Origin of the sequence: Amycolatopsis sp. SB7-3 (genome assembly GCF_041021335.1) — a bacterium.
GTDB lineage: Bacteria > Actinomycetota > Actinomycetes > Mycobacteriales > Pseudonocardiaceae > Amycolatopsis > Amycolatopsis japonica.
Window position 1 is genome coordinate 485,406 of the sequence record NZ_JBFPJQ010000001.1, and the last position, 21,684, is coordinate 507,089.

Below are 21,684 nucleotides of genomic sequence, written 5' to 3' on the forward strand. Positions count from 1 at the left end.
CACAGAGCGAGACAGCCGAAAGAGTGAAAACAAGAAGGGACGCCCTGGCGCAAAGCATGCCGCCAGGGCGTCCCTCACCTCATCGAACGCCGGTTATCGCACTATCGCGTCAGCCCACACCGATCGGCTGACGTCCGGTGTGCCGCCCGCCGTTGCCCGGCCGGTCGACACCCGCGTTGCCACCACCCGCGTTCGTCTGGATCTTCACCACGTTCGCCCGGTTGCCCGAGGCGTTGTGGTGCTCGATCGCCAGCAGGCCCAGCACGGTGTCCTGCGCGGCCGCGTTGCGGTTGACCACCAGCGCCGTGCCCGGCTTCGCGACGTAGCCCAGCGCGGAGTCGCCGCCGCCCTGGACCGTGTACGCGGGAGCCAAGGCGTCGAACGAAAGCGGCGTGCCGACGTAGTCGATCGTCGACGAGTCCGCACCCGGCGCCGCGTAGAAACCGGAGGTCCCGACGGTGTAGCTGATCTTGTGCGACGCGGCGTTGGGGTCGATCCCCAGCGCGGCGATGCTCACCGGCAGCACGACGACGTTGGTGTCGTACACGTTCGTGTCGACGTCGCCGAGCTGGCCGTTGATCGGCTGGATGTCCACCTGCGGGAAGCCCGGCTTCAGGGCCACGGTGACCGCCACGAGGACGTCGGTCGACGTCACCTTGGTCACATAGGTCTCGAAGTCCGGCTGCCCGTCGCCCGTGGTGTCGATGTCCACGAACGGCGAGGTGTTGCTGCCCAGGTTGGCCAGGTCGCTCCAGGTGGTGAGACCGAAGGCCAGCAACGCGTTCTCCGGCTCACCCTGCGCCTTGGCCAGCGGAGCGGTCGACGCCGCGCCGATGTAGCGCAGGTCGGCGCCCTTGGCGGTCTGGTTCAGCGTGCAGTCGGTGGTGACGTCGCCGTCGCACTCGGGCAGCTGCGGGGATTCCGCCTGCAGTTCGAGCACGCTGATCAGCGAGCGGTACCGCTGCGCACCGGAACCCTGGTCCACGCCCTTGCCGGTCAGGTTCAGCACGGCCTGGTTCTGGCCGGCGCCGAAGTTGACGTTGCCCGGGGTGTTGATGGACGAGACGGGCTTCGGCGCGGAGTACACCGAGAGCCGCAGCGGAACGGTCGTGCCGCTCTTCGGGGTGAACGCGATCCGGCCGGAGGCGTCCGCCACGAACTGGCGGGCGAGGCCGACCTGCGTGGCCGCCATGGTCGGGTCCATGACCTTGCGGAGCGCCTTGGGGTCGGCGATCTTCAGGGTCACCTTCACCAGCGCGATACCGCGCGGGCTCAGCTTCACCGTCGGCTTGTCCACTGTGTACTCGACACCGGGGAGCGCGTTCACGGCTTCGTAGCCCACCGAGTACTCGACCGGCTTGATGCCCTTGTTGACCACCTTGACCGTCTTGGTCAGGGTGACCGGGCCGCCCGCTTCGACGACGCCGAAGTTGACCGAGACGAAGCCGGGGTTGTCGACGACGTAGGCCAGGACCTGGTTGTCCAGCGCGGCCTTCGCGTCGATCCGGCCGCTGCCGACGCGCTGCGGACCGTAGACGCGGCCCGAAGCGTCGTGGATGTCGTGGCCGGCGGTGTTGATGACCGAGGCCTTGACCTCCTCGACCGACCAGTCCGGGTGCGCCTGACGGATCAGGGCGGTGATACCCGAGGTGTGCGGAGCCGCCATCGACGTCCCGGAGATGACCAGGCGGCCCGCTCCACTGCCCGCCAGCGCCGACGAGATCGAGTCACCGGGCGCCGCGACGTCCGGCTTGACGGCCGGGCCGCGCCCGCCACGCGAGGTGAACGAACTCGGGGTGTCCACAATGGACTGATCGAAGGTCGGCACGGACACGCGGCCCTTGCCGGTCATCCGGACCTGCAGCGTGCCCGCGGCCACCGCCGGGCGGACCGAAGCGGTCGCGCTGCCGGTCAGCTGGAACGTCGGCAGGGCCGCGTTGCCCGCGATACCCGCCGAGAAGTGCTCCAGCGTCGAGGAGAACAGCGCGCCCTTGGCACCGGCCGCCTGCGCGTTGTTGGACCGGGCGCCGGAACCGCAGGCGCGGGTCGCGTCGTTGTCGTCCCATTCGAGGAACACGATCTTGCCCGCGGCCTTGGCCTTGTCGGCCTCGGAGTACGGCTTGCAGCCGGCGGCGTTGTCGGCCGACAGCGTGACCACCGGCGCGGTGACGTCGAGCGTGTCGTAGGTCGCGTAGTTCTGGCTGAACTGGCCGGTCTTCGCACCCTTGACACCGTCGGGAGCGACGGCTTCGACGGCGTCGCGGAGGACGGACGCGTCACGGCTGCTGGCGACGGTCAGCGCCTCGGGTGTGTTGCCCGGCGCGCCGCCGACGTCGTTGAGGTCGCCGCCGTTGCCCGCGGAGAACACCGGGACGACGTTGTTCGCGGCGATCTTGCGCACGAACAGCGAGTCCGGGTCATCCGGGGTGGCGAAGTCGCCGCCCAGCGACAGGTTCACCACGTCGAGGTGGTCGGTGAAGTCGCCGTCGCCGTCCGGGTCGAGCGACCAGTCGAGCGCCTGCGAGGTGACGTTGGTCGAGCCGTCGCAGCCGAAGACCTTGATGGCGTACAGGAGGGCCTTGGGCGCGGTGCCCGGGCCGATCTGCATCGCTTCGATCTTCTTCTTGTTGAGCTTCTTGTAGTCGCCCGTGAAGGTCTTGCCCGCTTCGTCGACACCGAAACCGGCGACCGTGCCCGCGACGTGCGTGCCGTGGTGGCCGCAGGCGAGCGGGTTGGGGTCCGGCTTCGGGGTCTTGAGGGCCGGGTCGTCGCTGCCCGAGTCGTAGGCGTCGCCGACCAGGTCGATACCGCCGACGACCTTGTCGGTCGGGAAGGCGGGGGTGGCCTGGTCGCGGTTGATCGCGTTGTAGGCCTCGGCCGTGCCCGGGCCGCCGAAGTCGGCGTGGGTGTAGTCGATGCCGTCGTCGATCACGCCGACGCGGATACCGTCGCCGTAGCGGCCGGTCTGCTGCCACGACGCGAGCGTGTTGGTCAGCTGGACCGCGCTGGAGTTGGTGCGGGTCTTGGGGACCACCTTCTTGACCGAGACGACGTCCGGCCGCTTCGCCAGCTCGCGGATCTTCGCCGCGTCGGCCGTGACGACCGCGCCGGCGACCGCGTTGGCGGTCTGGGTGACCAGCTGGGTGCCGGCGTCGGCGGCCTTGAGCTGACCGACGACGGAGTTCACCGTCGCGGCCGCGGCGGCCTTGGCGTCCTTCGCGGCCTTCTTCGCCTTTTCCTTGCCCGCGCCCTTGTTCTGCTCGGCGTTGAAGGCGTCGACGGCGGGCTGCTTGGCCAGCTCGACGAAGGCGGTGATCTGCCCTTGGGCGGCCTTGAGCTTCGGCTCGACCTTCCCCTGGAATCCGTTACGGTCGATCTTCGCCGGTGTGACACCGTCCGCGAGGGGGACATCCTGCGCGGCTGCGGTCGCCCCGGTCACGGACGTCGCGAGCAACGCGGCGAAGACCGCGGCCGATGAGCGGATGGCCCACCGGGGTACGCGGGATCTGTTCATGAGTAAGTGCCCTCACTCGAGGCCTCGACTCGGAACCTGCCTGCCGCTCGAACACACCCCCGACGGTGAGCCCCGGCGCCGCGCCGTGCCCTTGACGGCGCGATGGTTCGGCCTCGCCGGAAGAACCTATCCGGGGACCAGCCCGACTTCAGTAGGCATTTTTCACCGTTATTGAATCTTGCTCTTCGCGAGTGGTCGACTACTTGCGAAGAGCGCAAACAACTTGTTGGCACATAACGAAAGCCGCGTCCGTGGACGCGGCTTTCGTCAGTGCAATTCCCGCAGGTCAGCCGAAGTTGACCGCGCGGATCGTGTGCGCGCCGACGGTGGCGCCGATCGGCTCCAGCAGGTGCGAGTCGACGGAACGGTCGACTCGCAGCAGCATGACCGCGTCCGCGCCGTCGGTGGTCTGGCTGATCTGCGCGGCCTCGATGTTGAGGCCCGCCTCGCCGAGCAGCGTGCCGACGCGGCCCATGATGCCCGGGCGGTCCGGGTACTCGAGCAGCAGCACGTTGCCCTCGGCGCGCAGGTCGAAGTGACGGCCGTTGACCTCGACCAGCTTCTCGACCTCGTCCTTGCCGGTGACCGAACCGGACACCGAAAGAGTCGAGCCGTCTGCGTGGACCGCGCGGACGGTGACCAGGCTGCGGAATTTGGGGCTTTCGGTCTCGGTGACCAGTTCGACCTGGACGCCCAGTTCTTCGGCGACGCGCGGCGCGTTCACGAAGGTGACCTGGTCCTCGACGACGCCGGAGAACACGCCGCGCTCGGCCGCGAGCGGCAGCACGCTGACGTCCTCGGCGGCCAGCTCGCCCTTGACCACGACGGTGACCGAGGCCGGGGCCTTCGGGTTCAGCGCGGTCAGCACGGTGCCGAGCTTCTGGGTGAGCGAGAGGTACGGCCGGACGTGCTCGCCGACCGTGCCGCCGCCCGCGACGTTCACCGCGTCCGGCACGAAGTCGCCGCGCAGCGCGAGCAGCACGGACTTCGCGACGTCGGTGCCCGCGCGGTCCTGCGCCTCGGCGGTCGAGGCGCCCAGGTGCGGGGTGACGACGACGTTCGGCAGGCCGAACAGCGGGCTCTCGGTGGTGGGCTCGGTGACGAACACGTCGATACCGGCACCACCGACGTGGCCGGAGCTGACGGCGTCCGCCAGCGCCTGCTCGTCGATGAGGCCACCGCGCGCGGCGTTGACGATGATGACGCCCTGCTTGGTCTTCTTCAGCGCCTCGGCGCCGATGAGGCCCTTGGTCTCCGGCGTCTTCGGCAGGTGGATGGAGATCGCGTCGGCGCGCTCCAGCAGCTCGTCCAGCGTGACCAGCTCGATGCCGAGCTGCGCGGCGCGGGCGGCCGAGACGTAGGGGTCGTACGCGATGATCTTGGTGTCGAACGCGGCGAGCCGCTGCGCGAACAGCTGGCCGATCTTGCCGAGGCCGACCACACCGATGGTCTTGCCCTGGATCTCGACGCCGGAGTAGGCGCTGCGCTTCCACGCACCGCCCTGGAGGCTCTGGTCCGCGGCCGGGACCCGGCGGGCGACGGCGAGCAGCAGCGCGACGGCGTGCTCGGCGGCGGAGACGATGTTCGAGGTCGGCGCGTTGACCACCAGCACACCGCGTTCGGTGGCGGCGGGGACCTCGACGTTGTCCAGCCCGACGCCGGCGCGGGCGACGACCTTGAGCGAGGTGGTGGCGCCGAGGACCTCGGCGTCGACCTTCGTCGCGGACCGCACGAGCAGCGCGTCCGCCGTCTTCACGGCTTCGAGCAGCGCGGGGCGGTCCGTGCCGTCCACATGCTGGACCTCGACCTCGTCGGAGAAGACGCTCAACACGGAGGGCGCGAGCTTCTCGGCGATGAGGACGACGGGCTTGTTCGGCTTGGTCACGATACGGCTCCCACTATCTGGTCTGTGCCTGCGACTCACTGTTGACGGTCACGCCGTTGTGCCCGGTTGCGCCGCAGTTTAGACCTGGTGACAGGGGATTGTTAACTCGCCCGTAATCCCGCGAAAACGAGATCGAGGAGCCGTTCGAGGCCCTTGTCACCCGAAAGGTGTTCGCTGGCCCAGGAAAGCGCGTGCAGCAGCACCAGTAATTCGTGCACTGTGACGTCGGCCCGGAGCTCCCCCGAGGCCTTCGCCCTTTCCACCAGTTGGGACACCTGGTCACGCATCGCGTGGCAGGAGGCGTACAGCGGCGAGGTCTCGTCGTTGAGCACGTCGACCATCAGCTCGGGCAGCCCCCGGTAACGCGCCGACTGTTCACCCATCCCGGCGAACCAGGCCTTCAACGCCTCCACCGGCTCCGAGGAGCCCAGCAGCTCGCGAGCCGCTTCGGCCTGCGCGTCGAAGCCTTCGCGGAGCACCGTCTCGACCAGCGCTTCCCGCGTCGGGAAGTGCCGGTAGAGCGTTCCGATCCCGACTCCGGCCCGGCGCGCGATCTCCTCCAGCGACGCCTCGACGCCGTTCGCGGCGAAGGCGTGCCTCGCCTCTTCGAGGAGGCGCTCGTAGTTGCGCCGGGCGTCCGCCCGCAGCGGCTTCTTCTCGGTGTCCATCGCGCTCCCGAGCCTAGTCTCGACAAATCGGAGGCAGCCTCCGTATAGTCGGACCACGTAAGCGGAGGCTGCCTCATGTTAGCTGGGGAGACTGTGATGGACCTGATCGAAGAAACCCGGGAGCGGCTGGGCCCGGTGGGTGTCTGGCTGCCGGTCGGCATGTTCACGCCGACACCCGACGAAGAACGGCGGGCGATCCGGCGCCTGGAAGAGCTGGGTTACCGCACCGTTTGGGGTGGCGAGGGGCCCGGCAACCGGGAATTGTTCGCCTACAGCGCCATCACCCTCGCGGCCACCGAGCGAGTGGTGGTCGGCACCGGGATCGCGAACATCTGGTCGCGGCCCGCCTACACCGCCCACAGCGGCGGGCGGACGCTCGCGCAGGCGTTCCCCGGCCGGTTCGTGCTCGGCGTCGGGATCGGGCACTCGTACCAGGCGGAGAAGGCGGGCTCGGACTACCGGCCGCTCGAACAGACCCGTGACTACCTCACGGCCATGTCCGCGGCGGCGGAAGAATTCCCTTCGCCGGTCCCGTTCCCGCGGGTCCTGGCCGCCGTCGGACCGAAGATGCTCGAACTCGCGCGGGAACTCACGGACGGGGCGCATCCGTTCGCCCAGCCCTTCGAGCACACGCCGTATTCCCGCGAGATCCTCGGCCCGGACAAGCTGCTCATCCCCACCCATTCGGTTCTGCTCGGCGACCGTGAGCAGGCGCGGAAGAGCGTGGCGAGGGATATCGGGCTGATGAAGCAGTACGGCATCCCGCACTATTTCAAGGGCTGGAAGCGGCTCGGCTACACCGACGCGGACATCGACGACGTCAGCGACCGGCTCGTGGACGGACTGACCGCGTGGGGCGACGAAGAGCGGATCGCCGGGCGGCTCAAGGAACTCGTCGATGCCGGCGCGGACACCGTGCTCGTCAATCCGGTCGGGGACGATCTCAAGTCCATCGTGGACCAGCTGGAACGGCTCGCCCCGGCACTGACGGCGGTGATCCGGTGAGCGTCGGCATCTGGACGTTTTCTTTCGACGGCAAGGAAATCGGCGAAGTGCGCGAGGCGGCCGCGGAAGTCGAGGAACTCGGCTTCGACACGTTGTGGTTCGGGGAGTACCTGGGCCGGGAGGCGTTCACCCAGGCGGGTCTGCTGCTCGCGGCGACCTCGCGGCTGACCGTCGCCACCGGCATCGCGCGGTTCTCGCATCGGGCACCCGTCGCGGCGGCCGCCGCCGAGCGGACCCTCGCCGAGGCGTATCCCGGCCGGTTCGTCCTCGGCCTCGGCGGACACCTCCCGGGCGCGAAACCGCTGGAAGGGATGCGCGGCTACCTCGACGAGATGGACGGGACCGAACTGTCCACACCGGACTCCCCACGCCGGCGTGTGCTCGCCGCGTTGGGACCGAAGATGCTCGCCCTGGCCGCGGAACGCACCGATGGGGCGCATACGTACTTCGTCCCCGTCGAGCACACCGCGCTGGCGCGGGAGGCCATCGGACCTTCGGCGTTCCTCGCCGTCGAACAGGCCGTCGTGCTGGGATCGGACCGGGAGATCGCGCGGCGGCACGTGTCGATGTACCTGGAGCTGGCGGCCCACCATCAGGCGAATCTGCGGCGGTTCGGATTCACCGAGGCGGACTACGGCTCCGACAAGCTGGTGGACGCGCTGGCCGCCGTCGGGGAGGACGAGATCTCCGCGCGGGTCCAGGCACATCTGGACGCCGGGGCCGACCACGTGTGCCTGCAGGTCCTGACCGGGGACGAACGGATCCCGCTGGCCGAATGGCGGGTTCTGTCGGGGGTCGGGGGTAGCGTGCGGGAGCGTGACGTCACCGGCTGAGCTCGCCTTCGAGAACGCACGGGAACTGATCGACGCGCGAGACCTGGCGGGGCTCGCGCGCCTGATCGGCGACCTGCCCACGCTTGTCCACGCGCACGGGAAGAACGGGAACGATCTGCTCGGCATGGCCGCCGCGACCTGCGACGAGCGGCTGTGCCGGATCCTGCTCGACCACGGCGCCGATCCGGCGTCCGCCAACGTGCACGGCTGGACGGCGTTGCACCAGGCCGGGTACGTCGGATCGCCGCTGCTGGTCACGATGCTGCTCGACGCGGGCGCCCCCATCGACGTCCCGGCCCGGGGCGACGGCGGGACACCGCTGGTGGTCGCGCTGTTCTGGGGCCATCGGGAGGCCGCGGAGCTGCTGGCTTCGCGCAGCCTCTCGCCCGGCAATCTCCGGGTGGCGGCGGGGCTCGGTCACGCCGACCTGCTCGACGAACTGCTCGCGCCGGACGGCACGCTCGCCCCCGCGGCGGGCACGCATCGCGAATTCCACCGGCCGCACAGCGGTTTCCCGGAATGGCGGCCGAGCGACGATCCGGCCGAGATCGTCGACGAGGCGCTTTCGTGGGCGGCGCGGAACGACCGGTCTTCCGCCGTGCGCACCTTGGTGGAGCGGGGTGCCCGCGTGGACGCCGACGTCTACCGGGGCACGGCGCTGACGTGGGCCGCCGCCCAGGGGAAGGCTTCGGCGATCAAGACCTTGGCGGAGCTGGGTGCTTCGGTCGACCACCGGGGGACGTTCGGCGGACTGTCGCACGGGGAGGGCGTCACGGCGCTGCACCTGGCCGTGCAGGGCGGACATGTGGACGCCGTGCGGGCGTTGCTGGAGGTCGGGGCGGATCCTTCGCTGGAGGATTCGCTGTACTCGTCGTCGGCCTTGGGGTGGGCCGAGCACTTCGGGCAGACCGAGATCCTTGCGGTGCTGCGGGGCGCCTGAGCCTTGGGGCCCCTCGTACGCCATGAAAGGTCCTTTCCTTGCAAATTTCGCAAGGAAAGGACCTTTCATGGCACGGCCGCCGGTCACCCGAGTGTCATGAAAGGGCCGTTCAGGACGAAAAACGTCAGGAACGGCCCTTTCATGACACTCGCGAGAGGCGTGTCCCGATCCTGACGCCCCCTGGCCCGCCGGACCCTCGCCGAAAGTACGACGCTCGCCGAACAATGGACCCATGCGAGCGATCAGCCAAAACCGCCTGGGCGGCCCCGAAGTCCTCGAACTCGTCGACGTCGAAAGACCCACCCCGGGCCCGACCCAGATCCTGGTCCGGGTGCACGCCGCCGGCGTCAACCCGGTCGACTGGAAGACCCGCGAGACCGGCGGCATCGGCCCGATGGGTGATCCGCCGTTCATCCTCGGCTGGGACGTGTCCGGCGTGGTCGAGGAGGTCGGCGCGGGCGCTTCCCTGTTCTCCCCCGGCGACGAGGTCTTCGGCATGCCGTCGTTCCCGTTCCAGGCGGGCGCGTACTCCGAATACGTCGCCGCGCCGAGCCGTCACTTCGCGCGTAAACCGTCCACTTTGGACCACGTGCACGCGGCCGCGGTCCCGCTCGCGGGACTGACCGTCTGGCAGAGCCTCGTCGACACGGCGGATCTCCAGCCGGGGCAACGGGTCCTGATCCACGCGGCGGCGGGCGGGGTCGGACATCTCGCGGTCCAGATCGCCAAGGCGCGCGGCGCGTACGTGATCGGGACGGCCAGCGCGGCCAAACACGAGTTCCTCCGCGGTCTCGGCGCGGACGAACTCATCGACTACCGCACGACGGATTTCGCCGACGAGGTCCGCGACGTCGACGTCGTGCTCGACACGATCGGCCTGGAGTACGGGCCCCGATCGCTCAAGACGTTGCGCCGCGGCGGAAGGCTCGTCCAGCTCACCCGCACGAACGACGAGCGGCTGCCGGAACTGGCCGAGGCCGCCGGAGTCATCGCCGGGTTCACCCTCGCCGAACCGGACCGCACCGGCCTGCTCGCGCTGGCCGAACTCGTCGACAGCGGCCGGCTCAAGCCGACCATCGACACGGTGTTCCCGCTGGAAGAAGCCGCGAAGGCCCAAGAACTCGTGGCGACGGGCAAGACCACGGGGAAGGTCGTGCTCTCCGTCGTGGCATGACCCGGTGGACAAGTGGAGTCTGTAGTCCGTATCGTCAAAGGCGGACTACAGACTCCGTTTATGTCCTCCTGGGAGACCCTCATGACCACACCCCGCGACGTCTTCGACGCGCTTTCCGAACGCATCACCGCCCGGCGCTGGGACGAGATTTTCGCGCTCTACGCCGAAGACGCCATCGTCGAAAATCCGCAGCGACCACCGGTGCCGTCCAGGTACGAGGGCCGCGAGACCCTGCGGAAGAACTTCGGCGGCGGCCTGAACGTGCGCATGGACAGGGCGGATGTCCTGATTCACGGGACAACCGACCCAGAGGTGATCGTCGCCGAATACCGCAATGTCGGCGAGGCGCTGGACACCGGGAAATCCTTCGACATCGCCAGCATCCAGCTGCTCCGCGTGCGCGACGGGCTCATCGTCCATTCACGCGACTACCACGACTACCTGCCGCTCATCGCGGCACAGAATGGCCTGGAGAAGCTGAAGAAGGGCTTCGAAACCGCGGAGCGCGAGCTCACGCCGGTGCCGCCGCGCCCGGCGTCGACGGCGGATCCGAAGAGCCCGCGCGGCGTTTTCGAACGGCTCGCCTACGGTGTCGCGGACGGCGACTGGGCCGGTTTGCCGGAGCTCTACGCCGAGGAAACCCACGTCACGCACCCGTTTCTGCCCGGCGCGGAGACCCTGAAATCGAGGGAAGACCTGCGTGAGCATTTCAAGTTCGGAGAGCGGGGCAAGGTCCGGTTCCAGGTCCGGGATCTGGTGATCCACGAGACTCTCGACCCCGAGGTCGTGATCGGCGAGTTCGACTACCAGGGGACTGCGGGCGGCAGCGCGGAATTCCGCGTTTCCAACATCTTCGTGCTGCGCGTACGCGACGGACTGATCGTCGAATCGCGCGACTACGCCGACCATCTCGCCATCGCGGCCGCGACCGGCCGGCTCGACGAGCTGATTTCCCGGGTCTAGCCGGACGGGGCGGCTCCATCCGGGTGACCATGCCCGCCGGGCGGCAACGACCTCGTCGGCAAGCGCGTGAACGCGGTGGTGAGTCGGGATCCTCCGGACTCACCACCTTGAGGGAGGACTCGATGAAGAGAATCCGATCGAAGGCACGCGCGGGAAGGCCGGTCGCGGCGGCGATGGCGATCGCGGCCGGCCTTCTGGTGACGGCGGCACCGGCCGTATCCGCGTCGACCCAGGCCATCCCACCCGACTGCAAGGTATGGCGGAGCACAGGTTCCTGGGCGGTTTCGTCGAAATGCACTCAACGCGCACATCGAGCCGCGGCGGAGTGCCGCACTTACACCCGGCCCACCTACCAGTGGTACTTCGGCCCGTGGGCGAACAGGAACGAGGAATCGAAGGTGAACTGTCCCGCGGACACCACGAACCTGCGGGGAATGAGCGTGGACTACCCGGACTGATCAGACCACGGGAAAGCGGCCCCGGGCATCCGGTCTAGGCAGGCAGGTCGAATTCGCCGTCCCGCACGCCTTTCAAGAACGCGTCCCATTCAGTAGGTGTGAACACGAGCAGGTGACCGTCGGGTTCGACGACCCGGCGCATCGCGGTGTAGGTGACCCCGTCGACGTGCGGCACCAGCGCGTACTCGACGGCGTCCTTGAGGTTCGCGCCTTCCGGTTCACCCCGGATCCACACCGCGTCGCTCAAGTCCAGATCGGGCCGGATATGCGCCTTGTCGTCCACCGGCTGCTCACTCATGGTGCCCACGCTATCGCTTTCCGGTACGCAAAACGAAGGGGCCCTTCACCACATCGCATGCGGTGAAGGGCCCCTTCAGCCCACGACTAGGCGGTTTCGGTGATCGGCCGGTCCACCCACGACATCAGGTCGCGCAGCTTCTTGCCGGTCTCCTCGATCGGGTGCTGGTTGCCCTGCTCCTCGAGCTTGGTGAAGTTCGGCCGCCCGGCCTCGTCCTCGGCGACCCATTCGCGGGCGAACGTGCCGTCCTGGATCTCGCCGAGGATCTTCTTCATCTCTTCCTTGACCGCCGGCGAGATGACGCGCGGGCCGCGGGTCAGGTCGCCGTACTCGGCGGTGTCGGAGATCGAGTAGCGCTGACGCGCGATGCCGCCCTCGTACATGAGGTCGACGATCAGCTTCAGCTCGTGCAGCACCTCGAAGTAGGCGATCTCCGGGGCGTAGCCGGCCTCGGTGAGCACCTCGAAACCGGTCTGCACCAGCGCGGAGGCGCCACCGCAGAGCACGGCCTGCTCGCCGAAGAGGTCGGTCTCGGTCTCCTCGGTGAAGGTCGTCTTGATGACACCGGCGCGGGCGCCACCGATGGCGGCCGCGTACGAGAGCGCGAGCGCCTGCGCGTTGCCGGAGGCGTCCTGCTCGACCGCGATGAGCGCCGGGACGCCCTTGCCGTCGACGAACTGGCGGCGGACCAGGTGGCCCGGGCCCTTCGGGGCGACCATGGCGACGTCGACGCCTGCCGGCGGCTTGATCAGGTCGTAGCGGATGTTGAAGCCGTGCCCGAAGAAGAGCGCGTCGCCGTCCTTGAGGTTCGGCGCGATGTCCTGCTCGTAGATGAAGCGCTGCTTCGTGTCCGGCGCGAGGATCATGATCAGGTCGGCTTCGGCGCTGGCCTCGGCCGGGGTGAGCACGCGGAGACCCTGCTCCTCGGCCTTGGCCCGCGACTTCGAGCCCTCGGGCAGGCCGATGCGGACGTCGACGCCGGAGTCGCGCAGGCTCAGCGAGTGCGCGTGGCCCTGGCTGCCGTAGCCGATCACGGCGACCTTGCGACCCTGGATGATCGAAAGGTCCGCGTCGTCGTCGTAAAAGATTTCCACTGCCATGAGGGGTACTACTTCCTTTCCTGACTTACAAAAGTATTTCTAGCGGGCGGAGGTGGCGGTGATCGAGCGGGAGCCCCGGCCGACCGCGACCATGCCGGACTGGACCAGTTCACGGATGCCATAGGGCTCCAGCATCCGGAGCAGGGCACCGATCTTGTCCGAGGTCCCGGTGGCTTCGACGGTGAGCGCCTCGGGAGACACGTCCACCACCTTCGCGCGGAACAACTGCACTGTTTCGAGGACCTGGCTGCGCACGGTGTTGTCGGCCCGGACCTTCACGAGCAGCAGTTCACGCTGCACGGCTGTGGACTTTTCCAATTCCACGATCTTGATGACGTTGACCAGCTTGTTGAGCTGCTTGGTCACCTGTTCGAGCGGTAGCTCCTCAACGGCGACCACGATCGTCATCCGGGACACCTCGGGATTCTCCGTGGGCCCGACGGCGAGGGATTCGATGTTGAAACCCCGCCGGGAGAACAGTCCGGAAACCCGCGCGAGGACACCGGGCTTGTTCTCGACCAGAACGCTCAGGGTGTGCACGCTCATCGGGCGTCTCCTTCTGTCGCGGCGTTCAGCTCCGCCTCCGCGGCGACCTCGTCGTCGTCGAAGAGCGGGCGGATCCCGCGCACGGCCATGATTTCGTCGTTACCGGTGCCCGCGGCCACCATGGGCCACACCTGGGCATCCTTCCCCACCACGAAATCGATCACGACGGGGCGGTCGTTGATCTCCATGGCGCGCCGGATGGTGGCGTCGACGTCCTCCTTGGTCTCGCAGCGGAGCCCGGCGCAGCCGAGCGCCTCCGCGAGGAGGGTGAAGTCGGGGATGCGGTGCTTGTGGGTACCGAGATCGGTGTTGGAGTACCGCTCGGAGTAGAAGAGGTTCTGCCACTGGCGGACCATGCCCAGGTTGCCGTTGTTGATGACGGCGACCTTGATCGGCGCGCCTTCGATGGCGCAGGTGGCCAGTTCCTGGTTCGTCATCTGGAAACAGCCGTCGCCGTCGATTGCCCAGACCTGCTTGTCCGGCACGCCGAACTTGGCGCCCATCGCGGCGGGGACGGCGAAGCCCATCGTGCCGAGGCCGCCCGAGTTGATCCAGGTGCGCGGGTTCTCGTACTTCACGAACTGCGCGGCCCACATCTGGTGCTGGCCGACGCCCGCGGTGTAGACCGCGTCCGGGCCGACGAGCGAACCGATGCGCTCGATGACGTACTGCGGCGAGAGCGTCCCGTCCTCGGGCCACTCGTAACCGGCCGGGTAGTCGTCGCGCCAGGCGCTCGCCTGCGTCCACCAGTCCTTCAGGTCCGGCTTCGCGGACTTGTCGGTCTCGGCGCGGACGGCCTCGATCAGCTCGGTGATGATCTCCGCGCAGTCGCCGACGATCGGCACGTCCGCCTTGCGGTTCTTGGAGATCTCGGCGGGGTCGATGTCGGCGTGGACGACGGCGGCGTCCGGCGCGAACGAGGACAGCTGCCCGGTGACGCGGTCGTCGAAGCGGGCGCCGAGGGCGATCAGCAGATCCGCCCGCTGCATCGCGGCGACCGCGGCGACCGAACCGTGCATCCCCGGCATGCCGAGGTGCTGCGGGTGCGAATCGGGGAACGCGCCGCGCGCCATCAGCGTGGTGACGACGGGGATGCCGGTCAGCTCGGCCAGTTCCATCAGCTGGCGCGAGGCGTCGGCCTTGACCACGCCGCCACCGACGTAGAGGACCGGGCGCCGCGACTTGCTGATCAGCCGCGCGGCCTCGCGGACCTGCTTGCCGTGCGGGCGCAGCGTGGGCCGGTAGCCCGGCAGGCGCATCTCCGTCGGCCACGAGAAGGAGGTCATCTCCTGCAGGACGTCCTTGGGGATGTCCACCAGGACCGGGCCGGGACGGCCGGTCGAGGCGAGGTGGAACGCCTCCGCGATGGTGCGCGGGATGTCCGCCGGGTCGGTGACCAGGAAGTTGTGCTTGGTGATCGGCATCGTGATGCCGCAGATGTCGGCTTCCTGGAAGGCGTCCGTGCCGATCAGCGCGCGGGACTGCTGGCCGGTGATGGCGACGACGGGCACCGAGTCCATGTTCGCGTCGGCCAGCGGGGTGACCAGGTTGGTGGCGCCGGGACCGGAGGTGGCCATGCACACGCCGACCTTGCCGGTCGCCTGCGCGTACCCGGTGGCGGCGTGCCCGGCGCCCTGTTCGTGACGGACCAGGACGTGGCGGACCTTCGTCGAGTCGAGCAGCGGGTCGTACGCCGGGAGAATGGTGCCGCCGGGAATACCGAACACGACCTCCGCGCCCACCGCCTCGAGCGAGCGGACGAGCGACTGCGCGCCCGTGACCCGCACCGGGGTCCCGGCGGGCGGCGCCGGCTTGGGTCGGGCACCGGTGGTACCGGAGTTCGCATCAGCTCGCGAGGTGGCACTAGTCATCGCTGTTTGCCTCGTCTTGTCTAGTCACTCGTTCGGGTATTCATTGGCTGGTTCGGCAGTGAAATTGTTCCAGGCAACAAAAAACCCCCGCCGACCGGAGTGGTCGCACGAGGGTCGCGCGTCGACGCAGCGGAGACTTCCCTAAGCGTCGACGCGCTTGGGAAGTACGAGGCCGGTCTGCGTTGTCACGAGAGTGAAGCTAGCCGGTCGCCGTCAAGAGTGTCAACTCTGCGGGACGGCGATTCCGCATGCTGGACACCTTCGGCGCGTGGTGCGACCCGCGTTCGGGGCCGCGGAGGCGGCGGTGCACCATCTTTGACGTGGCAGAAGAAAAGCAGCGGGAACAGGCGAACGAGGACCGCAAGGCCGTCTTCAAAATCCCGAACACGGCATTGCTGGCGATCGCTTTCCTCGTCGTTTGTGTGACGCCTGTCGCGTTCGGCGACGTGCCGTATCTCCAGTGGCTCTACCTCTTCCCGATCGCGCTGGCGGTGTTCGTCATCCGGACCCGCACGACGGCGACGGCCGAGGGACTGGAGGTGCGGACGATGTTCGGGCGGAAGGATCTGCCGTGGACCTCCCTCAAGGGCCTCGCCATCACTGACAAGGCGAAGGTGCAGGCGGTACTGAAGGACGAGACCAAGGTCGCCCTGCCCGCCGTGCGCACCCGCCATCTTCCGGTGATCTCGCTGGTCAGCGCGGGGCGGATGGCCGATCCCTCCGGGCTGACCGACGACCTGGCCGAGGCTCCGGAAAAGCGCGACGATTCCGGGGAGTAGGATTGGTAGGACCAGTTTGGCGCTCGTTCGCCCTGGTCCCCATCCCGAACCTTGGAGTCAGCCGTGCCTCAACTCCGTTCCCGGACCACCACCCACGGCCGCAACGCGGCGGGCGCGCGCTCGCTCTGGCGCGCCACCGGAATGACCGACAGCGACTTCGGCAAGCCGATCGTCGCCATCGCGAACTCCTACACCCAGTTCGTGCCGGGGCACGTGCACCTCAAGGACCTCGGCGAGATCGTGGCCGGCGCGGTGAAGGAGGCGGGCGGTGTCGCCCGCGAGTTCCACACGATCGCCGTCGACGACGGGATCGCCATGGGGCACAGCGGAATGCTCTACTCGCTGCCCTCGCGCGAGATCATCGCCGACTCCGTCGAGTACATGGTGAACGCGCACCAGGCCGACGCGCTGGTCTGCATCTCCAACTGCGACAAGATCACCCCGGGCATGCTGAACGCCGCCATGCGGCTGAACATCCCGGTGGTGTTCGTCTCGGGTGGACCGATGGAGGCCGGGAAGGCCGTGGTCGTCGGCGGGGTCGCGCAGGCGCCGACCGACCTCATCACCGCGATCGCCGCGTCGGCCAGCAGCGAGGTCGACGAAGACGGACTGTCCATTGTGGAGCGCTCGGCCTGCCCGACCTGTGGTTCGTGCTCGGGCATGTTCACCGCGAACTCGATGAACTGCCTCACCGAGGCGCTCGGGCTCTCCCTGCCGGGCAACGGCTCCACCCTCGCCACGCACGCCGCCCGCCGGGCGCTCTTCGAGGACGCCGGGCGCACGGTCGTCGAGCTGTGCAAGCGCTGGTACGAGCAGGACGACGAGTCCGTGCTCCCGCGCTCGATCGCGTCGAAGAAGGCGTTCGAGAACGCGATGGCCCTCGACATGGCGATGGGCGGTTCGACCAACACGGTGCTGCACATCCTCGCCGCCGCGCAGGAGGGCGAGGTCGACTTCACCATCGACGACATCGACGCCATCGGCCGCCGCGTGCCGTGCCTGTCGAAGGTCGCGCCGAACTCGGACTACCACATGGAGGACGTCCACCGGGCAGGCGGAATCCCGGCCATCCTCGGCGAACTGCACCGCGGCGAGCTGCTGAACACCGACGTCCACTCCGTGCACTCGCCGGATCTGGAGTCGTGGCTGTCCACTTGGGACATCCGCGCGGAGGAGCCGTCGGAGCGGGCGATCGAACTGTTCCACGCCGCTCCGGGCGGGGTCCGCACCACCGAGGCGTTCTCCACCGAGAACCGTTGGTCCTCTTTGGACACCGACGCCGTCGGCGGCTGCATCCACGACGTCGAGCACGCCTACACCAAGGACGGCGGGCTCGCGATCCTGCGCGGCAACCTCGCCGAGAACGGCGCCGTGATCAAGTCGGCGGGTATCGACGAGGAACTGTGGCATTTCGAGGGCCCGGCCCGGGTGCTGGAGAGCCAGGAGGAGGCGGTCTCGGCCATCCTCAAGAAGGAGATCCAGCCCGGCGAGGTGCTGGTGATCCGCTACGAAGGCCCGGCGGGCGGCCCGGGGATGCAGGAGATGCTGCACCCGACGGCGTTCCTCAAGGGCTCGGGGCTGGGCAAGAAATGCGCGCTGATCACCGACGGCCGGTTCTCCGGCGGCTCGTCGGGCATCTCGGTCGGGCACATCTCGCCCGAGGCCGCCGCGGGCGGGGCGATCGGCCTGGTCCAGAACGGCGACCGGATCCTGCTCGACGTCCACGAGCGGCGGCTCGAACTGCTCGTCGACGAGGACGTGCTCGCCGAGCGGCGCGCGAAGATGGAGGCGAGCGAGCGGCCGTGGCAGCCGGTCTCGCGGGACCGGAAGATCACCGCCGCGCTGCGGGCCTACGCGCGGATGGCGACTTCGGCCGACACCGGCGCCGTCCGGGACCCGAACAAGTAGGCCACAAGCATGCATTTAGAGGACTAAATGCGCAACGAGCGCATTTAGTCCTCTAAATGCGAGCGGTCAGCGGCAGAGGACGATCACCACGACCGAGGCGGCCGCCGACAGGAGCAACCCGATCAACCCGAACGAAAGCGGCCGCTTCCGCCACGGGGTGTTGACGTCCAGCGCGATCCGCCCGGAGCCCGCGAGCAGGACGGTCAGCGAAGCCGCGGCCAGCAGGAGTTCGAACTCGAAGCCCTGCCCCTGCTTCTGGAAGAACCCGCCGCCGAACTTCACGTAGACGATGTTCGCGCAGACCCCGAGCAGCGCGGCGGCGCCGATCGGGGTGAACAGGCCCACCAGCACGAGCGCGCCGCCGACCACCTCGCTGATCCCGGTGATCCACGAAAGCAACGTGGTCTGGCTGGTGTAGCCGAGCTCGCCGAGTGCCCTGGCGAAGCCACCGACCCCAGGGCCGCCGAAGGCGCCGAAGAGGTGCTGGAGCCCGTGCGCGCCCATCGTCACGCCGAGCACCACTCGCAGGACGAGCAGACCGAGATCGATCCCGCCCCTGGTCTCCGCCGGGCCGGGGCCGCTGTCGGCGTCGGCCACGTCCGAGATCATGCTGGTCTGATAGTCATCGCTCACGCGCGAAGGGTAGGGGAAACCGGCCCGTCAGGCGACCGAACCGCCGGAGCGGCTCAGAACAAGGTCGCGGGCTCGACCGGTTCGGGCTCCGGCAGCGGGTCGAGCCCGGGTACCAGGGCGCGCACGTCGTCGTGGAAGCGGCGGGCGAGCGCCGGCGCGTCGTCGTTGTCGGGGGTGTGCACGAAGACCGTCGGCGACCGGCCCTCCCGCAGCCATCCGGCGACCACCTCGGTCCACGGCTGCCATCCCTCGACGGTCACTTCGGTCGCGTCGCGGCCCAGGTAGCGGACGATCGGCCGATCCGTCAGCGCCCGCGTCCGCCGCGGTAGCCGGGGTTTCTTCGCCCAGGCGTCCTGTTCGGCTTCGCTGACCGGCGGACTCGCGAAGAAGACCGTGGTGTCGAACGGCACCCACTCGGCACCAGCGCCGGCCAGCGCCGTCTCCAGCAACGCCGTCGCGCGGGTGTCGCTGGAGAACTCCGGGTGACGCACCTCCACGGCTCGCCGGAGACCGGCGGGGAGACGGCGCAGGAAGCGGCCGAGGGCGTCGACGTCCGACGGGCCGAACGAGCCGGGCAGCTGGGTCCACAGGACCGCCCGCTCGCCGAGGGGCTCGATCGCGTCGAGGAACGCCCGCATCTCGGTCTCGACCCCGGCGAGCCGTTTCTCGTGCGTGACGACCTTGGGCAGCTTGACCACGAACCGGAAACCGGGACCGGTCTGCCGCGCCCACGTCTCGACGGTTTCCCTCGCGGGCGTCGCGTAGAAGGTCGTGTTTCCCTCGACCGCGTTGCACCAGCCGGCGTAGGCCCGCAGGCGCTCCCCGGCGGGCGACGACCGCGGCACGAACCGGCCAGCCCACGCCTTGTGCGTCCACATCGCGCAGCCGACATGAAGATTCGCCACGCCGATCAGTATTCGCCGTGGACCAGGTTCTTCGGCAACTCCCCGCCCAGATAGTGGCTCAGTTCCCGCACCACCACCGCGTAGGCACGCTGCCGCCGCCCGCTCACGGCGCCCGCGACGTGCGGTGTCAGCAGCAGTCCCGGCACGTCCCACAGCGGATGCCCCTCGGGCAGGGGCTCCGGGTCGGTGACGTCGAGGGCGGCGCGCAGCCGTCCCGACGCGAGTTCCGCGACGAGCGCGCCGGTGTCCACGACCGGCCCCCTCGACACGTTGACGAGGATCGCGTCGTCCGGCATCGCGGCCAGGAACTCCGCGTCGACCATGCCCCGCGTATGCGGCGTGAGCGGCACCATCAGAACGGTGATGTCGTGGTCGGGCAGCAGCCCGGGGAGTTCGTCGTTGCCGTGGACACCCTCGCGGGCCGTCGCGCCCACCATCGTGCAGCGCACGTCGAACGTCTCCAGCCGTCGGCGCAAATGCCTGCCGAGGTCGCCCGCGCCGACGATGAGTGCCCGCTTGCCCTGCAGGGTGTCGGTGATCCGGCGTTCCCAGTGCTTCCGCCGGTGGCCGTCGGCGAAACCGCCGAGGTCCCGGTAGATGGTCAAGAGGACCGCGACGACCCACTCGGCCGAGCTCCCGCCGTGCGCGCCGCGGCAGGTCGAGAGCAGCACACCGTCCGGCACCTTGCCGACCCAGTCCTCGGCGCCCGCCGCCAGCAGCTGCACGAGTTTGACGTTCGGCAGTTCGCGCCAGAGTTCCTCGCTGGGCCCCTCGCCGGTCACGAGGACCTCGGCCTCGGCGGCTTCGGCGGGCACCGGCTCGCCGCGGCGGTACACCACCGGACGCACGCCCTCGATCTCCGAAAGCGCGGCCACTCCCTCTTCGTCGGGCACGAGAACGGTCACAGTCATGATCACCACGGTATCGAGGAGCTCTTACCCGTGGCTCACGTACGCCCACCTAGGCTGGGCCCGTGCGTACCCGGTACCGGCGGAAATGGACCGCGCCGCTGGCCATACTGGCCTGCGGCGCCCTGATGCTCTCCGGTTGCGCCGAATTCGACAACACCGCCGCCGGGCAGAAGTTCACCCCGGTCAACCCGCCGTCCCCCGAGGTCCCGCCGCAGGTCGGGCCGGGCGGTGAAGCGGGCGACGCCGGTCCCGGCCGGGGAAACGGGCCGAACCAGGCGCCGACGCCGGTCCCGCCGCCGCAGGGCTGCAAGGACTTCGACAAGGCCGTCATCGCCACCTGCCTGGACACCGTCGCCGCCGTGGCCGCGATCCCCGGCGACGGCACCGCGCCGAGCGCGCTCGCCGGAGAACGCAAGAGCGGCCGGATCCTGCTCGCCGCCGCGGAGAAGGACCCGGCCGACTGGGCGACCGTCCCCGTGGACGGTTCCGGCGACGGCGGCCTCACCTCGCTCGCCCTCTCCCCCGGGTTCGCCGAAGACCAGCTCGTCTTCGCCTACATCACCACCCCGACCGACAACCGGGTCGTCCGCCTGGCGAAGGGCCAGGCGCCGAAACCGGTGCTGACCGGGATCCCCAAGGGGGCCACCGGCAACCGCGGCGCGATCGGCACCGACGCGAAGGGCGCGCTCCTGGTCGCCACCGGCGACGCGGGGAACCCCGGGCTCGCGGCCGATCCGGCGTCGCTGGCCGGGAAGGTGCTGCGCATCGACACCTCCGGCAAACCGGCGCCGGGCAACCCCACGGCGGGTTCCGCGGTCTTCTCCACCGGCGTGCACTCCCCCGGCGGGATCTGCCGTGACCAGGCCGGTTCCCGCGTGTGGCTCACCGACCGGCTGGCCGACAAGGACGTCCTGTACCGGCTTCGCGGCGGCCAGCCGCTGACCACCCCGGCCTGGAGCTGGACCGACAAACCCGGTGTCGCGGGGTGCGCGGATTTCGTCGGCTCCACCGGGTATCTCTCGATCACCACGTCCATCGCCGGCAACCTGCAGAACCTGCCGGTCACCCCGGACGGGGCGGTGACCGGCAAGCCCAACATCGTCATGGACGGCAAGGTCGGCAAGCCGCCGAAGACCTTCGGCAGGCTGTCCGCGATGAGCATGGTCAACCCGCAGATCGCGCTCGCCGGAACGGTCAACAAGGACGGCGGTTCCCCGGTTTCGAGCGACGACCGCGTCGTCATCATCACGCCGTCGGCCAGTTCCGGCGGGGGCGGCAAGGACTGAGCGGTCC

The 21,684-nt window shown here is 69.2% G+C and carries 19 protein-coding genes; 9 read left to right on the forward strand and 10 right to left on the reverse strand.

Going from position 1 to position 21,684, the window contains the following annotated elements:
* Positions 1 to 109: 109 nt before the first annotated feature.
* From AB8M46_RS02265 to AB8M46_RS02275, 3 genes are all read right to left on the reverse strand, one after another.
* Positions 110 to 3,514: a S8 family serine peptidase gene (locus AB8M46_RS02265; protein ID WP_037341948.1), complete on the reverse strand. Its 3,405-nt coding sequence runs from the start codon at positions 3,512 to 3,514 to the stop codon at positions 110 to 112.
* A gap of 286 nt (positions 3,515 to 3,800) precedes the next feature.
* Positions 3,801 to 5,399 (reverse strand): phosphoglycerate dehydrogenase, encoded by a 1,599-nt coding sequence (gene serA / locus AB8M46_RS02270; protein WP_037341946.1) that lies wholly within the window; start codon positions 5,397 to 5,399, stop codon positions 3,801 to 3,803.
* 101 nt (positions 5,400 to 5,500) lie between these two features.
* Positions 5,501 to 6,067: a TetR/AcrR family transcriptional regulator gene (locus tag AB8M46_RS02275; protein ID WP_037341944.1), complete on the reverse strand. Its 567-nt coding sequence runs from the start codon at positions 6,065 to 6,067 to the stop codon at positions 5,501 to 5,503.
* A gap of 96 nt (positions 6,068 to 6,163) precedes the next feature.
* Between AB8M46_RS02275 and AB8M46_RS02280 the strand changes: the two genes are divergently transcribed.
* The 6 genes from AB8M46_RS02280 to AB8M46_RS02305 all read left to right on the forward strand — a co-directional run bounded on the left by AB8M46_RS02280 (position 6,164) and on the right by AB8M46_RS02305 (position 11,440).
* Positions 6,164 to 7,072 (forward strand): TIGR03620 family F420-dependent LLM class oxidoreductase, encoded by a 909-nt coding sequence (locus AB8M46_RS02280; protein ID WP_394359414.1) that lies wholly within the window; start codon positions 6,164 to 6,166, stop codon positions 7,070 to 7,072.
* On the forward strand, positions 7,069 to 7,905 hold the full coding sequence (locus AB8M46_RS02285; protein WP_394359415.1) for a TIGR03620 family F420-dependent LLM class oxidoreductase: 837 nt from the start codon (positions 7,069 to 7,071) through the stop codon (positions 7,903 to 7,905). Before AB8M46_RS02280 ends, AB8M46_RS02285 begins: the two co-directional genes overlap by 4 nt.
* Complete coding sequence (locus AB8M46_RS02290) at positions 7,889 to 8,845, forward strand: ankyrin repeat domain-containing protein (RefSeq protein ID WP_394359416.1); 957 nt, start codon at positions 7,889 to 7,891, stop codon at positions 8,843 to 8,845. Before AB8M46_RS02285 ends, AB8M46_RS02290 begins: the two co-directional genes overlap by 17 nt.
* A 232-nt stretch (positions 8,846 to 9,077) precedes the next feature.
* Positions 9,078 to 10,019, forward strand: coding sequence for an NADP-dependent oxidoreductase (locus tag AB8M46_RS02295; protein ID WP_394359417.1), 942 nt, complete (start codon positions 9,078 to 9,080; stop codon positions 10,017 to 10,019).
* A gap of 81 nt (positions 10,020 to 10,100) precedes the next feature.
* The gene (locus AB8M46_RS02300; RefSeq protein WP_394359418.1) at positions 10,101 to 10,982 is read left to right on the forward strand and encodes a nuclear transport factor 2 family protein; all 882 of its coding nucleotides are present in this window, start codon (positions 10,101 to 10,103) and stop codon (positions 10,980 to 10,982) included.
* A gap of 122 nt (positions 10,983 to 11,104) precedes the next feature.
* Positions 11,105 to 11,440: a hypothetical protein gene (locus AB8M46_RS02305; protein ID WP_037341939.1), complete on the forward strand. Its 336-nt coding sequence runs from the start codon at positions 11,105 to 11,107 to the stop codon at positions 11,438 to 11,440.
* 34 nt (positions 11,441 to 11,474) lie between these two features.
* Here the strand turns inward: AB8M46_RS02305 and AB8M46_RS02310 are convergent, their stop codons facing one another.
* The 4 genes from AB8M46_RS02310 to AB8M46_RS02325 form a co-directional block, all read right to left on the reverse strand.
* Complete coding sequence (locus AB8M46_RS02310; RefSeq protein ID WP_037342562.1) at positions 11,475 to 11,738, reverse strand: DUF397 domain-containing protein; 264 nt, start codon at positions 11,736 to 11,738, stop codon at positions 11,475 to 11,477.
* An 86-nt stretch (positions 11,739 to 11,824) separates the two neighbouring features.
* The gene (gene ilvC / locus AB8M46_RS02315) at positions 11,825 to 12,838 is read right to left on the reverse strand and encodes a ketol-acid reductoisomerase (RefSeq protein ID WP_037341937.1); all 1,014 of its coding nucleotides are present in this window, start codon (positions 12,836 to 12,838) and stop codon (positions 11,825 to 11,827) included.
* Between the two features lie 39 nt (positions 12,839 to 12,877).
* Positions 12,878 to 13,384: an acetolactate synthase small subunit gene (gene ilvN, locus AB8M46_RS02320; protein WP_005162051.1), complete on the reverse strand. Its 507-nt coding sequence runs from the start codon at positions 13,382 to 13,384 to the stop codon at positions 12,878 to 12,880.
* A complete protein-coding gene (locus tag AB8M46_RS02325; protein WP_037341934.1) occupies positions 13,381 to 15,255 on the reverse strand; it encodes an acetolactate synthase large subunit in 1,875 nt (624 codons plus the stop codon). The genes ilvN and AB8M46_RS02325 overlap by 4 nt, the downstream gene beginning before the upstream one ends.
* A gap of 320 nt (positions 15,256 to 15,575) precedes the next feature.
* Between AB8M46_RS02325 and AB8M46_RS02330 the strand changes: the two genes are divergently transcribed.
* Complete coding sequence (locus tag AB8M46_RS02330) at positions 15,576 to 16,034, forward strand: PH domain-containing protein (protein WP_037341932.1); 459 nt, start codon at positions 15,576 to 15,578, stop codon at positions 16,032 to 16,034.
* 63 nt (positions 16,035 to 16,097) lie between these two features.
* Positions 16,098 to 17,942 carry a dihydroxy-acid dehydratase gene (gene ilvD, locus AB8M46_RS02335; protein ID WP_394359419.1) on the forward strand — a complete coding sequence of 615 codons (1,845 nt, stop codon included), beginning with the start codon at positions 16,098 to 16,100 and terminating at the stop codon, positions 17,940 to 17,942.
* 66 nt (positions 17,943 to 18,008) lie between these two features.
* Here the strand turns inward: ilvD and AB8M46_RS02340 are convergent, their stop codons facing one another.
* The 3 genes from AB8M46_RS02340 to AB8M46_RS02350 all read right to left on the reverse strand — a co-directional run bounded on the left by AB8M46_RS02340 (position 18,009) and on the right by AB8M46_RS02350 (position 20,391).
* On the reverse strand, positions 18,009 to 18,551 hold the full coding sequence (locus tag AB8M46_RS02340) for a DoxX family protein (protein ID WP_037341928.1): 543 nt from the start codon (positions 18,549 to 18,551) through the stop codon (positions 18,009 to 18,011).
* A gap of 77 nt (positions 18,552 to 18,628) precedes the next feature.
* Positions 18,629 to 19,453, reverse strand: a complete 825-nt coding sequence (locus AB8M46_RS02345) for a DUF72 domain-containing protein (RefSeq protein ID WP_394360832.1) — start codon at positions 19,451 to 19,453, stop codon at positions 18,629 to 18,631.
* Positions 19,454 to 19,485: 32 nt separating this feature from the next.
* Complete coding sequence (locus tag AB8M46_RS02350) at positions 19,486 to 20,391, reverse strand: 2-hydroxyacid dehydrogenase (protein ID WP_037342561.1); 906 nt, start codon at positions 20,389 to 20,391, stop codon at positions 19,486 to 19,488.
* Positions 20,392 to 20,453: 62 nt separating this feature from the next.
* On the opposite strand from AB8M46_RS02350, the gene AB8M46_RS02355 reads away from it, so the two are divergent.
* The gene (locus AB8M46_RS02355; protein WP_394359420.1) at positions 20,454 to 21,677 is read left to right on the forward strand and encodes a PQQ-dependent sugar dehydrogenase; all 1,224 of its coding nucleotides are present in this window, start codon (positions 20,454 to 20,456) and stop codon (positions 21,675 to 21,677) included.
* The last annotated feature ends 7 nt before the right edge of the window (positions 21,678 to 21,684 follow it).

Excerpts from the sequence above, each read along its gene's own strand:
- AB8M46_RS02265 (WP_037341948.1), bottom strand. The coding sequence starts at position 3,514 with ATGAACAGATCCCGCGTACCCCGGTGGGCCATCCGCTCATCGGCCGCG.
- AB8M46_RS02275 (WP_037341944.1), bottom strand. The coding sequence starts at position 6,067 with ATGGACACCGAGAAGAAGCCGCTGCGGGCGGACGCCCGGCGCAACTAC.
- AB8M46_RS02280 (WP_394359414.1), top strand. The coding sequence starts at position 6,164 with ATGGACCTGATCGAAGAAACCCGGGAGCGGCTGGGCCCGGTGGGTGTC.
- AB8M46_RS02295 (WP_394359417.1), top strand. The coding sequence starts at position 9,078 with ATGCGAGCGATCAGCCAAAACCGCCTGGGCGGCCCCGAAGTCCTCGAA.
- AB8M46_RS02300 (WP_394359418.1), top strand. The coding sequence starts at position 10,101 with ATGACCACACCCCGCGACGTCTTCGACGCGCTTTCCGAACGCATCACC.
- AB8M46_RS02305 (WP_037341939.1), top strand. The coding sequence starts at position 11,105 with ATGAAGAGAATCCGATCGAAGGCACGCGCGGGAAGGCCGGTCGCGGCG.
- AB8M46_RS02310 (WP_037342562.1), bottom strand. The coding sequence starts at position 11,738 with ATGAGTGAGCAGCCGGTGGACGACAAGGCGCATATCCGGCCCGATCTG.
- ilvC (WP_037341937.1), bottom strand. The coding sequence starts at position 12,838 with ATGGCAGTGGAAATCTTTTACGACGACGACGCGGACCTTTCGATCATC.
- ilvN (WP_005162051.1), bottom strand. The coding sequence starts at position 13,384 with ATGAGCGTGCACACCCTGAGCGTTCTGGTCGAGAACAAGCCCGGTGTC.
- AB8M46_RS02325 (WP_037341934.1), bottom strand. The coding sequence starts at position 15,255 with ATGACTAGTGCCACCTCGCGAGCTGATGCGAACTCCGGTACCACCGGT.
- AB8M46_RS02340 (WP_037341928.1), bottom strand. The coding sequence starts at position 18,551 with ATGATCTCGGACGTGGCCGACGCCGACAGCGGCCCCGGCCCGGCGGAG.
- AB8M46_RS02345 (WP_394360832.1), bottom strand. The coding sequence starts at position 19,453 with ATGTGGACGCACAAGGCGTGGGCTGGCCGGTTCGTGCCGCGGTCGTCG.
- AB8M46_RS02350 (WP_037342561.1), bottom strand. The coding sequence starts at position 20,391 with ATGACTGTGACCGTTCTCGTGCCCGACGAAGAGGGAGTGGCCGCGCTT.